This is a genomic window from Bradyrhizobium sp. 142 (genome assembly GCF_023074015.1).
GTDB lineage: Bacteria > Pseudomonadota > Alphaproteobacteria > Rhizobiales > Xanthobacteraceae > Bradyrhizobium.
The window spans coordinates 1-13,837 of record NZ_JADPKQ010000454.1; the positions used below are offsets into that span (position 1 = coordinate 1).

Sequence of the window (13,837 nt, forward strand, 5' to 3'; positions counted from 1 at the left end):
TCGCTCAAAACCTTCGTCGTCTCGCCAAGCTGGCGCTACACCCGCCCGACATGGCCGGGCCATGCGTCGCGTAAGTGGCGTCCGTTGCGTTGGTTGCGTTGGTTGCGTCAGCCGTTAGCGTCGCCGCCCACCCATTGCGGGCAGGCAGCGAGACATCGCAAGCTCCATTTTTCAGAACTCAGCTCCGACTGAGACCGCCGAGCCCGCCGACTTCTGCAACAACATCGGGTCCATCGCTTCCGTTGGCGCGGTGTCGCTGCATGTCGGCGCACAAGGGCAGACCGGAAGTTTGCAGCCGGGCGCCAGTTCGGCGGCTTGTGGCCCTGGCTGTGTGAAAACGTCGTGTCTGCTAGGATTCCCGCACTGAATCGGCGGGGCTGGGCATGGAGCGCTTCGTTCAAGGGGCTGATCGCGGGCAATCGACTTTGTTGCCGGAATGCCTGGATGACTGGGTTTCAGATGACAATCCGGTTCGCGTGATCGACGCCTTCGTTGCAGCCCTCGATCTGGCTGAACTTGGGTTCGGTGGCGTTGAGCCTGCCGGCACAGGTAGGCCGTCGTATCATCCGGCCGCGCTCTTAAGGCTCTACATTTACGGTTATCTCAACCGTGTGCACTCGAGCCGCCGGCTCGAGCGTGAAGCTGGCCGCAACGTCGAAGTGATGTGGCTGCTCGCCCGGCTTGCGCCCGATCACAAAACGAATCGGCGACAACATCGAGCGTGTCGGCCTCAAGAACGGCTTTGGCTTGCTGGGCTATGTTTGCAAGTTGTGACCGGTCTGAGCCGCTTGTTGTCACCTCGTGCGCGACGATCAGATGGCTTTCTGTATCGACCGCCGTCTGCACGTTGTAGCCGACGACACCGGAACCACGGCCGCTCGTGGCCATCGAACGGGCCATCGGGATCGGTGAACGATATCTGCTGATCGGGCGACGCCAGAACCTGTTTTTCAATGGCTGCGAGTTTCGCCATTTCAACGGTCAGATTTTCGAGCCGTTCTTTGATCCGGGTCTTTTTTAATTCCAGCGTTTCCGACGGCTCCTGCCGGTCGGCGGTATCGAGTTGAGGAATCGTCTGCCGTTAGCTCGCGATCTCTCCAGGTATGCTCAGTACCATTCCTGTCACGGAAGCGGGACACCGCCGCGCGAGTGCTATTTTCCCTCCGGCGAAGTGCCATTGAATTCAGGATCGGCTTTGTCGGAGGCGACGACGAAGCTTTCCCGGAACGGCGCAAGGGCAGGTTGCGGCGCGGGCAATTCCTGGCAGTACATGCGATCGATCGTGCGCTGCATCAGCGCATAGCAGTCGCACGCCACGCTCTCGAGCCGCGCCCGGTCGACTTCGACGAGGCCGCGCCGGTCGGATGGGACCGCACCCGCCGCGCGAAGATTGCTCATCGTCAGCGTCACCGTCGTCCGCCGCACCCCGAGCAATTGGGCAAGCGCCTCCTGCGTCAGCGGAAGCACGTCGTTGGGAACGCGGTCGTGGAGCTGCAGTAGCCACCGCGCCATGCGGCCATCCACCCGATGCAGCGCGTTGCAGGCGGCCACGTGCTGGAGCTGCAACAACAGCGAGCGAGCGTGGACCTGCACGACATGCCTAATGGCCGCGCTTCGCGCATAGGCGACCCGGAATTTTGCTGCGGAAATCCGCGATGCGGTGCCGGCCACGCGAGCAATCGCGGTGACTGACGAACGCGCGGGGCCCAGCACCGAGAGCGAGGCCAAGGCGCCCTCCCGTCCCATCAACGTGGTCGCGACCGTTTCCCCGTCCGGCATATCGACCATGAAGACGATCGCGCCGCTGTGGGGAAAATAAACCTGGTCGAGCTCATCGCCCGACCGCACTAACACGGCGTCGGGTTCGAACGAGACTCTCTGGAAGTGAGGCGTGAGCGAGCCCAAATCCGCCGGCGGCAACGCCGCCAGAAGCCGATTTTCAATGCTCATTGGGCGCCCGATCACGGTATCTCTCTGTGAACGAGCAACCAATGCATCAAGGTGTTTGAGGCCGCATCCATGAATGTCATTTTTGGCTTAACGCAACGCGCGGCGGGTACAGGTCTTCTCGCCTGGGCCCGGCAGCACGGCACCGGCTTCCGCACCGTCGCCTGACTCACCCATTGAGATGTGCCCATCATCCGGAACATCCAGAATGCGAGATCGGCGCCGTTTTCATCGAAAAGATTGCTTCGACGTCGAGACGGATGGTGCCATGGCAATCGCACGCCGCCGCAGCGAGCCGCGATCGGTCGACCTCAATCTGGCCGCGTCGCTCTGATCTGATCGCTCCGGACGCGCGCAGATTGCGCATCAGAAGGTTCACGGTCGTCCGCCGCACGCCGAGGATCTGCGACAGCGCCTCCTGGGTGAGCGGGAGGACGTCGAGGTCGATGCGGTCGCGAAGATGGAGCAGCCAGCGTGCCATGCGGGCTTCGACCGGATGCAGCGCATTGCAGGCTGCGCTGAGCTGAAACTGTATCAGCATGGCGCTGACGTGGATCTGGATCATGTGCCGGATCGCGGGGCTGCGATTGAAAGCGGCGTGAAATCGGGAAGTGCGGATCCGCGAGGCGGTCCCCGCCGCGCGAACGATGGCGGTTATGGCCGAAGGTGACGGCCCCAGCACCGAGAGGCTGCCGACTGTCCCTTCGCGCCCGACCATCGCGGTGGCAACCGACTGCCCGTTCGCGTCGATCATCAGCGAGATGGCACCGCTATGAGGGAAGAAGAGATGCTCGATCGGGTCACCCGCTCGCGAGAGTACCTCGTCCTGGTCGAGCGCGACCGTCTCCAGCCCGGGCGCCAGCAGATCAATATCCGCTGGCAGCAGTGTTGCAAGAAGGCGGTTACCAATTCCGACGCTGCGGGTCACCGCAGGTAACCCGCCGTGAGGCATCCGCCGTCTTCTGCATTCCGAGCAGCGTGGAACGGCGGCTTCAAACTTTGTTTTAATACGCCTACGCTGCGCGCTCCGAGATCGAATTCAGTTGCGGAAGCTCTCAGTCTCAAAACAAAACTCCAAACTCGCCACCGCGAGGCGAACTTCTGCCTCGCATCATTGGGATTAAATGTGGGGACATGCTGCCCGCCACAATTGCAAAATACGTATAGGTAATACCGTAGGGAGTTCCAGTTTCCGGGTCGCGGCAAACGCTGCCGGCATCGCCGTTGAGGCGGAGGATGCGCGGCATTTCCGACATCCGCCTTTGGCCCTTAGCCGACCGTTTTCCGAGCGCCTTCCCATATCGGCTTCTTGGAGCAGACCGGACGACATGAAGATTGGGCGCATCCAACGCTTTTGCTTCCCGTTGTATAAGTCCGGCCGCTCGACGCCCTACCCTGTCCTCCAGTCATCCAATTGGGTCACCTTGGTGCCGCTCAGGAACACGGCCCAATCCTTCATTAGTGCCCGGCGCTTTTCTAACTTTTGGCCTCGCTGATATGCTGCGGTGGTTTCGCTCTTGTACTTGTGGGCCAGCGCGGCCTCGCGCACGCCGTCCGGATAGTCGGTGCATTCCTCAGCCCAAGTTGCGAAGGTCGACCGGAAACCGTGCACCGTTACATGTCCGTAGCCGAGGCGATCAAGTACGGCGAGCATAGCGTTTTCGGAGAACGCTCCGCCTTCGGGATTGGTGAAGATCAGTTCGCCTTGACGGCCGCCTCGCATCTCGTCGAGGACCGCCAACGCGGGATCTGTCAAGGGGACGTATTGATCCTGGTCCATCTTCATTCGCTCACCGGGGATTTTCCAGGTCGAGCTCGGGGGATCGATCTCCCAATGCCCTTCGACCGCCTCGTTCGTGCGGCAAGCCGTGAAGATTAGGAAGCGTAGCATGGCGGCAGCTGTGCCCGACGTACCGGCAAGTAGCTTCATGAACGCAGGCGCCTCGGTGTACGGTAAGGCCGGATGATGGCGGACGGCCCGCTTGGGGCGCTTTGGTAACTTTTAGCGCAGCTGCCTCGTAAGCTCGGCCGGATTGCGGAAGTCTAGATCGTCGATATCGACGTTCTTCGCGATAATCGTTTCAATGCGGCCGCGAACCCGGTTCGCAGTCTCGCGCTTCTCTACCCAGATCGGCTTTAGCAGATCGTGGATGTGGCTTGGCCTGATCTCCTGGATGGTGAGCATGCCAATGGTGGGATAGACGTAACGCTTGAGGGAGGACGGCCACTGATCGCGATGCTTCTCGCTCCAGGTCGACCAATTCGTCCGGATGTACGCTTCCGCGCATTCCTCGAACGTCGGCAACACAACCTTGGCCTCGACAGCTTTCGCCTCTTCGCGCGCCTTTCGCCTCTCCTGCACAATGTCCACGCCGGCGGTGCTGCGATCGCCTTTCACGCGCAGCCGCGCCGCATCCCGTGCCAGCCGCGCATCCTTTAGCGACACGTCTTTTAAGGAGCCGAGGCCGTGCCAGCGCTCCTTGCCGTCCTTCCAATATCGGTATGACCAGCTCTTCGATGTTGGTCCGGTAACGATCAAATAAAGCCCGCCGCCCTCGGCGTATTTGCCGGGCTTGGTTTGGCGTTCTACGTCGAGCGGTTTGAACCTTCCAGCCATTGTCCCTCCGGGAAAAACCGTCCTCCGAACCCACGGGCCAAAACCACGGTCAGTGATCCGATCAGGAGGAACACCGGCGAACTGCAAAGTACAGTCTTTCGGCGCAAGACCCTGATTTTGCTGTGGAGTTCGAACGACTGAGAACAGAGGAGAACAATATACTGGCGGAAGGGGTGGGATTCGAACCCACGGTACCCTTGCGGGCACGCCGGTTTTCAAGACCGGTGCCTTAAACCACTCGGCCACCCTTCCGGATCAGCAGCATCAAGCACTTACAGGCGCCGAGATCAAGAACAGCCGCGCACAGATTGTGGTTGGGGACAAGTTCGGACACTTTCAGGACCACAGGAAGCTAAGGGGCAATGAGGTAATCGCCGCTTGCATCGATTGTTTACGCTTCACGTAGGCAGCGCCGTCGTCCCCTCAGCCGACTTGCTCCGATCGGCCCGCGGGCGTCCGCATAGTCGCTTCAACTATTCTCTTTCGGTCAACGCCTCAATGAATGGCCGGTATTTCTTGGAGACCTCGCGAAGCGCCTCGACGATCCGCTCTTTCTTGGCTTCAGTCATATCGGGCTGGTCAGCAAACGCTGTGAGGTTGACTTCGACTTCGCGCCAGAAGGTTGGCCCGGCACAGCGCAATCCGGGACGGTGTCCCGTCCGGTCTCGCACTTGCCCCGATTGCGCTCTCGGACGGCGCTTCGCGCCGACCCGTTCGCTCCATCCGGGCTACAAGGACGCGCTTACCTCGGGCGACGCTTGACCTCGCGCACCGCGCCGCGCGCGGCGCTGGTGGTGAGTGCGGCATAGGCCTGAAGCGCGGTGGAGACGGTGCGTTTGCGGTTCGTCGCCCGCCAGGCGGCATCGCCCTTCGCCTCTTCCGCAGCGCGGCGGCTGGCGAGCTCCTCGTCGGAGACCTCCAGGCTGATGCTGCGGTTCGGAATGTCGATCGCGATCAGGTCGCCGTCGCGCACGAGCCCGATGTTGCCGCCTTCGGCGGCTTCCGGCGACAGATGCCCGATCGACAGGCCCGACGAGCCGCCGGAGAAACGGCCATCGGTGACGAGCGCGCAGGCTTTGCCGAGGCCCATCGATTTCAGATAGCTGGTCGGATAGAGCATCTCCTGCATACCGGGACCACCGCGCGGGCCTTCGTAGATGATGACCACGACCTCGCCGGCGACGACCTTGCCGCCGACGACCTTGCCGCCCAAGATGCCTTCCACTGCGGCGTCCTGGCTTTCGAACACGCGCGCGGGGCCGGAGAATTTCAGGATCGAGGCGTCGACACCGGCGGTCTTCACGATGCAGCCGTCCTGCGCGAGGTTGCCATAGAGCACCGCAAGGCCGCCGTCCTTGCTGAAGGCGTGCGCGAGGTTGCGGACCACACCTTTCTCGCGATCGGTATCGAGCTCGTCGTAACGGCGCTCCTGGCTGAAGGCGACCTGCGTCGGGATGCCGCCGGGCGAGGCGCGGAAAAAGGTGCGGACCGCTTCGCTTTTCGAGCGCTTGACGTCCCAGCGCTCCAGCGCGTCGCTCATGGTCGGTGCATGCACGGTCGAGACCGAGGTGTCGATCAGGCCGGCGCGATCGAGCTCGCCCAGAATGCCCATGATGCCGCCGGCGCGATGCACGTCCTCGACATGCACATCGGCGACCGAGGGGGCGACCTTGCAAAGGACAGGCACGCGACGCGAGAGACGATCGATGTCGCGCATGGTGAATTCGACCTGCCCTTCATGGGCCGCCGCGAGCAGATGCAGCACGGTGTTGGTCGAGCCGCCCATCGCGATGTCGAGCGTCATCGCGTTCTCGAACGCCTTGAAGTTGGCGACGTTGCGCGGCAGCACCGAGGCGTCGTCCTGCTCGTAATAGCGGCGGACGAGATCGACGATGGTGTGGCCGGCCTCGACGAACAGCCGCTTGCGGTCGGCATGGGTAGCGACCACCGTGCCGTTGCCGGGCAGCGCAAGGCCCAGCGCCTCGGTCAGGCAGTTCATCGAATTGGCGGTGAACATGCCCGAGCAGGAGCCGCAGGTCGGACACGCCGAGCGCTCGATCACCTTGACGTCCTCGTCGCTGACCTTGGAGTCGGCCGCCGCGACCATCGCGTCGATGAGGTCGACGGCCTTGGTCTTGCCCTGCAGCTTGACCTTGCCGGCTTCCATCGGCCCGCCCGAGATGAACACGGCGGGAACGTTGAGCCGCAACGCCGCCATCAACATGCCGGGCGTGATCTTGTCGCAATTGGAGATGCAGACGAGGCCGTCGGCGCAATGGGCGTTGGCCATGTATTCGACGCTGTCGGCGATCAGCTCGCGCGACGGCAGGCTGTAGAGCATGCCGTCATGGCCCATGGCGATGCCGTCGTCGACCGCGATGGTGTTGAACTCTTTCGCCACACCGCCGGCCTGCTCGATCTCGCGGGCGACGAGCTGACCGAGGTCCTTGAGGTGGACGTGGCCGGGCACGAACTGGGTGAAGGAGTTGACGACCGCAATGATCGGCTTGCCGAAATCGGCATCCTTCATGCCCGTCGCGCGCCAAAGGCCGCGGGCGCCCGCCATGTTGCGGCCGTGGGTGGTGGTGCGGGAGCGATAGGCTGGCATGGCGGTTTCCGTCCTGGTTGGGCAGCCGGGCGGGAAATATGGAAGCCGCCTCAGGCCTTTCCGGCCGGATAGCGCACGGGGTGGGCGCGCGCAACGGGAACTTGGCCCGGACAGAGCTCCCCTGCTCCGGACGCGGGCTTTTCGTAGCCTGGATGGAGCGTAAGCTCCATTCAGGCTACGATAGCGGCGCTTGGGCTTCGCCTTGCCCCCTACTGCAAGGTCGGATCGAGTTTGTCACGCAGCCAGTCGCCGATCACGGAGACGGCCAGCGTCGTCACCACGATCGTCGCAGCCGGCGCCAGCATGATCCAGGGCGCCCGGGTCAGATATTCGCGGCCATACCCGACCATGTTGCCGAGGCTGGTCATCGGCGGCTGCACGCCGAGGCCGAGGAAGGACAGGCCGGACTCCATCAAAATCACCTCGGGGAAAACCAGCGTGGTCGAGACGATCAGGGTCGAGGCGATGTTGGGCAGGATATGGCGCAGATAGATCCGCGACGGCCGCGCGCCGAGCTGGCGGACCGCGGCCGCGTAGCCTTGCGCATTGGCGGAGATGGCGAGCCCGCGCGCGATGCGGGCGTAGCGCTCCCAGCCGAAAAAACCCATCAGGCCGATCAGCAGCGGCAGCGAATTGCCGAAGAAAGCCAGAACGGCGAGCGCCATGATCAGGAACGGCATGCTGGCCTGGAAGTCAGACAGCATCAGCACGAGCTGCTCGACGAGGCCGCGGAAATGCGCGGCGAGGAAGCCGAGGGTGGTGCCGACGACGGCAGAAATGGCCGTCGCGCCGAACGCGATCAGCAGCGAGATGCGGATCGAGACGAGCAGCCGCGACAGCACGTCGCGGCCGAGCTCGTCCGTGCCGAGCCAATGCGCCACATTGCCAGGTGCGGCCAGGCGATTGCGCAGGTCGAGTTGCGTATAGCCGTAGGGCGCGATCTTCTCGGCGAGGGCGGCAATCACGAGCATCGCGATGATCCAGCCCACTGCAAGCGCGACCGAGACCGGAATCGCGGGAAGGCTGATGCGGCGGCGGACGGCGGTGTCCTTCAGGGTCGCGTCCGTCATGCATGGGCTCCCTTCATGCGCAGGCGCGGTTCGAGGAAGCCGTAGAGGAAGTCGACGATCAGATTGGACGTGACCATGGTCAGCGCGACCAGCAAGAGGATGCATTGCACGACGGCGAGGTCGCGGTTGGCGACGGCAACGACGAGCAGGCGCCCTACTCCCGGCCACGAAAACACGCTCTCGACCACGACTGCGCCCGCGATCAGCGTGCCCACCATGAAGCCCAGAATGGTGACGGTCGGGATCGCCGCATTCGGCAGCGCATGCGATGTCACCACCTTGCGCCACGGCACGCCCTTGGCCGAGGCGGTGCGGATATAGGGCTGGCCCAGCACTTCCAGCATCGCGCTGCGGGTGAAGCGCGCCAGCACCGCGGCGCCGCCGAGGCTCAGCGTGGCGATTGGCAGGATCGCATGACGCCAGCTGTCCTGCCCGCCCGACGGCAGCCATCCCAGCTGCACGGCGAAGACGAGAACAAGCAGCAGCGCGAGGACAAAACTCGGCACCGTGAAGCCCGCGACCGCCGCTGTCATCACGGCGCGGTCGATCGCGGAGCCCCGATGCAGCGCGGCGTAGAGGCCGGCGGGAATGCCGAGCGCCACCTTGAACGCGAAGGCCGGCAGTGTCAGCGCCAGCGTCGCCGGAATCCGCTCCAGCACGAGTTGAATTGCAGGCCGGCCGTCGCGCATGGAGCGACCGAGCTCGCCCTTAGCGATGGCGCCGAAGTAATCAAGATACTGCATCCAGATTGGATCATCGAGACCCCAGGCCTTGCGGAACGCCGCGAGGACCTCCGGCGGCGCTTCCGGTCCCAAAATCATCAGCGAGGGATCGCCGGAGAGGCGCAACACCACGAAGGCGAAGGTGACGACGAGGACGATGGTCAGCATCGCGCGTCCGATGCGGATTGCGAAATAGCGTCCCATCACGCCGCGTCCCGCGTCGCGGGCTTGGTCTCGGGCTTGGTCGCAGGTTTGGAGCCCGTCACGAGATGGCACGCGACCTGGCGGTCTCCGCCGACGGCCGAGAGAATTGGTGTCTCGGTCGCGCACCGCGCCACCGCGCGCGGGCAGCGCGGATGAAAAGCGCAGCCTTGGGGGCGCGCAGCCGGGTTCGGCGGATCGCCTGACAGCACGATGCGGCCTGCGCTGCGGCGGCCCGGCGCCGGCGAGGCCGAGACCAGCGCCTGCGTGTACGGGTGCTCCGGCCGCGCAAAGAGATCATCGGCGCTGCCGATCTCGACGATGCGGCCGAGATACATCACAGCGACCACATTGCTGATCTGCCTGACAACGCGCAGATCGTGGCTGATGAACAGCAAGGTCAGCGAGAGCTGCGCCTGGAGATCGGCGAGCAGGTTCACCACCTGCGCCTGGATCGAGACATCGAGCGCGCTGACCGGCTCGTCGCAGACCAGGAAGTCGGGCTTCGTGGCCAGCGCCCGCGCCATGACGATGCGCTGACGCTGGCCGCCGGAGAGTGCGCCGGGATAACGCGCGCCATGCGCCGGCGTCAGCTCGACCGCGCGCAGCAGTTCGCGAACACGCTCCTCGCGCTCGGCGGCCGTGCCGACACCGTGAATGTCCAGCGGCTCGCGTATCTGCGCGGCCACCGGCAACCGCCGGTCCAGCGCGCCCAGCGGGTCCTGAAAGATCATCTGCATGCGCGCCCGCTGTGCGCGCCACGCCGCCGTCCCGGGCGCGGCCATCGGTTTTTCGTCAAACTGCACCTCGCCGCGATCCGGCGGCTCCAGCCCGAGCACAATGCGTCCCGTGGTGGATTTGCCTGAGCCGGACTCGCCGACGAGACCCAGCGTTTCACCCCTAGGAATCGTGAGCGACACGCCATCGACTGCGTGAACTGCGGTGCTTCGCCCGAACATTCCGGAGCGCATGGCGTAGCTGCGCGAGATCGCGGCCACCTCGACGAGCGGCGCACTCATTCGGCGGCCATCCCCAGCAGCGCCCGGCGCGAGGCCTCGGCGCGAATGCAGGCGACGGTCCGGTTGTCGGCAACTGGCGCCAGGCTCGGCGCAGCGTGGCGGCACGGCTCGGCCGCAAGGGCGCAGCGCGGCGCGAAGGCGCAGCCGCCCGGCATGCTGGCGGGATCGGGCACGGTCCCGGGAATGGCGGTGAGGCGGCGGCGCGGCCCGTCAAGCGGCGGCAGCGCACCGATCAGGCCTTGCGCATAGGGATGCACGGGATCCGCAAAGAGCTGGTTGCTAGGTGCCTCCTCGACGATGCGGCCAGCATACATCACCGCGACGCGGTCGCAGTTCTCCGCAACGACGCCGAGATCGTGGCTGATCAGCACCATCGCCATGCCCATCTCACGGCGGACCGACGAGAGCAGCTCCAGGATCTGCGCCTGAATGGTGGCGTCGAGCGCGGTGGTCGGCTCGTCCGCGACGAGGAGATCGGGATTTCCGGCCAGCGCCATCGCGATCATGATGCGCTGGACCTGGCCGCCGGAGAATTCGTGCGGATAGGCCGACAGCCGCCGCGCCGCATCAGGAATGCCGACGAGGTCGAGCAGCCGCAGTGCTTCCGCCTTCCCCGCCGCGCCCGAGAGCTCGCGATGCAGCGCCAGGGTTTCGCAAAGCTGCTTGCGGATGGTCAGCACCGGATTGAGCGCACTCGCCGGGTCCTGGAAGATCATGGCGACGCGCCCGCCCCGCACCTGGTCGAGCTCGGCTTCGCCGGCGCCGAGGATCTCACGTCCGTCGAGCCGCACCGAACCCGACACCTGCGCGTGCCGCGGCAGCAGACCCAGGGCAGCCAGCCAGGTCACCGACTTGCCGGACCCGGACTCGCCGACGAGGCCAAGGCCTCGCCCTTCTGCAATTTCAGATCGACGCCGCGCAGGACCATGACGCCGTTGAAGGCGACGCTCAGGCTTTCGATACTGATCAGCGGTGACACCGATCAGACCTCGAAATTGCCGGCGCGGAAATCCATCGCGAAGGCCGGCGACGCCTTCCACTTGATCGACTTCGGTTTGGCCGTGAAGGTTGCGTTCTGATGCAGCACCGTAAAGGCCGGGTCCTCGCGCTCGGCGATCTCCAGCATGCGGCGGAACGCCTTCTTGCGCGCAGCACGGTCGATCGAGGTTTCTAGGAATTCTGAGAGCGTGTTCAGCTCGGCATTGGTCCATTCGCCGATCTGCTGCTGCTGGCCATTCGGCCCGTGCTGGGCAACCAGCGAGGAGACGGGATCGTTGAAGGCGGCCGAGTTCGACCAGTCGCGCACTGCCCGGGTCGGCGCGCGTTCCATGATCTGGGACCAGTTCTCCTTGGTCTCGATCTGGACGTTGAGGCCAACCGACTTCCACATCTCGACCAGGACCTGCGCGGTTGCGACCTGGTTGGTGTAGTAGTTGTTGAGCAGGCGATAGGGGATCGGATCGCCCTTGTAGTTGGCCTGCTTCAACAGGTCCTGCGCGAGTTTTGGATCATAGGCCGGCACGCTCCAGTCGGCGTTGAACATGTCGCCGTAAAATTCCCACTGCAGGCCCTTCGGCACGCGGGTGCGGCCGGCCCACAGGCTGTCGACGATCGCCTGCCGGTCGATCGCGTGGGTGAAGGCGCGTCGCACCAGCGGATTGGCGAGCTGGACGTGGTTCTTGTCGAAGACGGTCAGGCGGTGGTTGAGGATGGTGCCGCCCTGCACTTCGAACGCGGCGTTCTTCTCGATGCCGGCGATCTGGTCCGGCGGGATATCGCAGGCGAACTGGTACTCGCCCGACAGCAGGCCGTTGATGCGGCTTGCGACCTCGGGCACCTCGAGGAAGTGGATTCGCTTGAGCGGCGGCCGGCCGCCCCAATATTCGTCATGCGCCTCCAGCGTCAGCGAGACGTCGGGCTTGAGCTCGACGACCTTGTAGGGGCCGGTGGTGATCGGCTTGCGCGCCCAGTCGAGATAGCTGGCGGATTCGGCCCAGGCCCGGCGGTTCGCGATGTCGGAGCCGTAACGCGACAGCCGGCCCTCGATCGTGACGTCGGGCGTGGCGTTGTAGAAGCGTACCGTGTACTTGTCGACGGCATCGACGCGCACGAGGTCCGGCCAGATCCGGCGTGCCACCGCAGGAACGTCCGGCGGCAGCTCCTTGCCCGGCCGAGGCGTCGGGATCTTTTCAAAAGCCTGGATGGTGGAGCGGCTCTTGGCCTCGGTCTCGCCGAACATGCGCTCGCGGCTGAAGGTGAAGACGACGTCATCCGCCGTCAGTTCGTCGCCGTTGTGGAATTTCACGCCCTGGCGCAGCTTCACCTCGACGGTCTGGTCGTCGATGCGGCGCCATTCGGTGGCGAGCCCCGGCGCGGCCTCGAGGCTGCCGCGCCAGTTCTTGGAGATCAGCCCTTCCCAGATCGAGGAGAAGAACACGCGCTCGCCGACATTGGATTGCTCGCGCAGCACATCGAGCACGTTCGAATTCGTGACCTTCTGCACCGCGATCGTCACCGACGGACGATTGTCGCCTTGCGCGATCGCAAAGCGCGGAAGGAACAACGTGCCTGCGGCTGCAGTGCCGGACTTCAGGATGGTGCGACGGGTGAGCTTGCTCATGACGTTAACCCCTGCCCTCTGTGATGCCGGTTAGTCAGCGAGACCGAGCGCGGCGAGATGCGCGGCGCCGGCGCGGACGTCGTCGTGATTGCGCAGTTCCAGGATCAGCCGCGGATTGGAGGTCAGCCGGCCGAGTGCGCGGAAAACGGCGGTCCAGTGGATGTTGCCCTCGCCCGGTGCCCAGTGCCGGTCAGCAAAGCCGTCGGAGTCCTGGAGATGGACATGCGTCAACATGTTGCCGGCGGCATCGACGTAATAGTCGACGGGCGGCGCGCCGGTGGACACATGTGCGTAGTTGGCATGCCCGGTATCCAGCGAGACGCGCACCCTGGTGCTCTCGAGCGCCTTGGCCAGATGCACGCGGTCGCGCGGATCCTTGTCCTCGATGTTCTCGAGGACGATTTCGCAGCCGATCGTCTCGGCGCGTGCGATCACCTCGGCGAGCGTCGCGCGCACGCGCTCGATCAGGTTGCCGCGATTTTCAGGATAGAGGTCGAGATTGTTGCGGTCCCAGGTGGTGAACGGCGAATGGATCACCATCTGCGTCGCGCCGAGGAATTCGGCGGCGTCTAACCCCTGGAGCAGGCGTTTTGTCACTGCCTGGCGGATCATCGCGTCGTGGCTGTCGATCTTGAACCCCCAGAACGGCCCGTGAATGCCGAGCCGGCCGGTGTGGCCTGCGAGCATCTGCTTGATGTCGCCGGCTGCGCTGCGCCAGTCGCCGTCAAGCAGGTCCGCGCGAAAGAAGTCCTGGATTTCGAGATCGCGCTGCCGTTCCAGCAGCCAGTCGCGGTGCGCGGGGATCGATCTGATGGACAATGCGGCGCCCAGTACCGGCTTCGACATAGCTTGCTCTCCTTGGCCGTCAGCGATGACGAGAGCAGCGCTAAACCAGTTCAATGACAGGCCGGTGAAATGCAGGTTCTGCAACGCTGAAGGATGTGGACATCCTGCCGATCGTCTGCATCGATTTCAGGCAGAGACGATCACGTCTTGATCGCAACGCGCATACTTGCAGTGCGCGGAGTGCGCG

Annotated in this window: 10 protein-coding genes, 1 tRNA gene and 4 pseudogenes; 2 read left to right on the top strand and 13 right to left on the bottom strand. The window is 64.5% G+C overall.

Annotation, left to right across the window (positions count from 1 at the left end; translation table 11 throughout):
- Together IVA82_RS41420 and IVA82_RS41425 are read left to right on the top strand one after the other, a co-directional pair.
- Positions 1–192: hypothetical protein (locus IVA82_RS41420; protein WP_247384252.1), on the top strand; the 192-nt coding region annotated here is incomplete at its 5' end.
- A gap of 191 nt (positions 193–383) precedes the next feature.
- Positions 384–701 (top strand): annotated as a pseudogene (locus tag IVA82_RS41425) (transposase); the annotation flags it as partial.
- Between the two features lies 1 nt (position 702).
- Here IVA82_RS41425 and IVA82_RS41430 read toward each other — a convergent pair.
- The 13 genes and pseudogenes from IVA82_RS41430 to IVA82_RS41490 form a co-directional block, all read right to left on the bottom strand.
- Positions 703–1,009, bottom strand: a pseudogene (locus tag IVA82_RS41430) (IS5/IS1182 family transposase); the annotation flags it as partial.
- A gap of 143 nt (positions 1,010–1,152) precedes the next feature.
- Positions 1,153–1,950, bottom strand: coding sequence for a Crp/Fnr family transcriptional regulator (locus IVA82_RS41435; RefSeq protein ID WP_247384254.1), 798 nt, complete (start codon positions 1,948–1,950; stop codon positions 1,153–1,155).
- Positions 1,951–2,137: 187 nt separating this feature from the next.
- A complete protein-coding gene (locus IVA82_RS41440; RefSeq protein WP_247384257.1) occupies positions 2,138–2,899 on the bottom strand; it encodes a Crp/Fnr family transcriptional regulator in 762 nt (253 codons plus the stop codon).
- Positions 2,900–3,337: 438 nt separating this feature from the next.
- Positions 3,338–3,880: pseudogene (locus IVA82_RS41445) on the bottom strand (site-specific integrase); the annotation flags it as partial.
- Positions 3,881–3,949: 69 nt separating this feature from the next.
- Complete coding sequence (locus IVA82_RS41450) at positions 3,950–4,651, bottom strand: DUF4102 domain-containing protein (RefSeq protein WP_247493879.1); 702 nt, start codon at positions 4,649–4,651, stop codon at positions 3,950–3,952.
- A 75-nt stretch (positions 4,652–4,726) separates the two neighbouring features.
- A tRNA-Ser gene (locus tag IVA82_RS41455) sits at positions 4,727–4,816 on the bottom strand.
- 490 nt (positions 4,817–5,306) lie between these two features.
- Positions 5,307–7,172, bottom strand: coding sequence for a dihydroxy-acid dehydratase (ilvD, locus tag IVA82_RS41460; RefSeq protein ID WP_247384262.1), 1,866 nt, complete (start codon positions 7,170–7,172; stop codon positions 5,307–5,309).
- A 209-nt stretch (positions 7,173–7,381) separates the two neighbouring features.
- A complete protein-coding gene (locus tag IVA82_RS41465) occupies positions 7,382–8,242 on the bottom strand; it encodes an ABC transporter permease (protein ID WP_247384264.1) in 861 nt (286 codons plus the stop codon).
- A complete protein-coding gene (locus tag IVA82_RS41470) occupies positions 8,239–9,168 on the bottom strand; it encodes an ABC transporter permease (protein WP_247384266.1) in 930 nt (309 codons plus the stop codon). The genes IVA82_RS41465 and IVA82_RS41470 overlap by 4 nt, the downstream gene beginning before the upstream one ends.
- On the bottom strand, positions 9,168–10,184 hold the full coding sequence (locus IVA82_RS41475; RefSeq protein ID WP_247384267.1) for an oligopeptide/dipeptide ABC transporter ATP-binding protein: 1,017 nt from the start codon (positions 10,182–10,184) through the stop codon (positions 9,168–9,170). The genes IVA82_RS41470 and IVA82_RS41475 overlap by 1 nt, the downstream gene beginning before the upstream one ends.
- A pseudogene (locus tag IVA82_RS41480) lies at positions 10,181–11,163 on the bottom strand (ABC transporter ATP-binding protein). The gene IVA82_RS41475 and the pseudogene IVA82_RS41480 overlap by 4 nt, the downstream one beginning before the upstream one ends.
- Before the next feature lie 3 nt (positions 11,164–11,166).
- Positions 11,167–12,804, bottom strand: coding sequence for an ABC transporter substrate-binding protein (locus tag IVA82_RS41485; RefSeq protein ID WP_247384268.1), 1,638 nt, complete (start codon positions 12,802–12,804; stop codon positions 11,167–11,169).
- Positions 12,805–12,834: 30 nt separating this feature from the next.
- Positions 12,835–13,650, bottom strand: coding sequence for a sugar phosphate isomerase/epimerase family protein (locus tag IVA82_RS41490; RefSeq protein ID WP_247384269.1), 816 nt, complete (start codon positions 13,648–13,650; stop codon positions 12,835–12,837).
- Positions 13,651–13,837 lie beyond the last annotated feature (187 nt).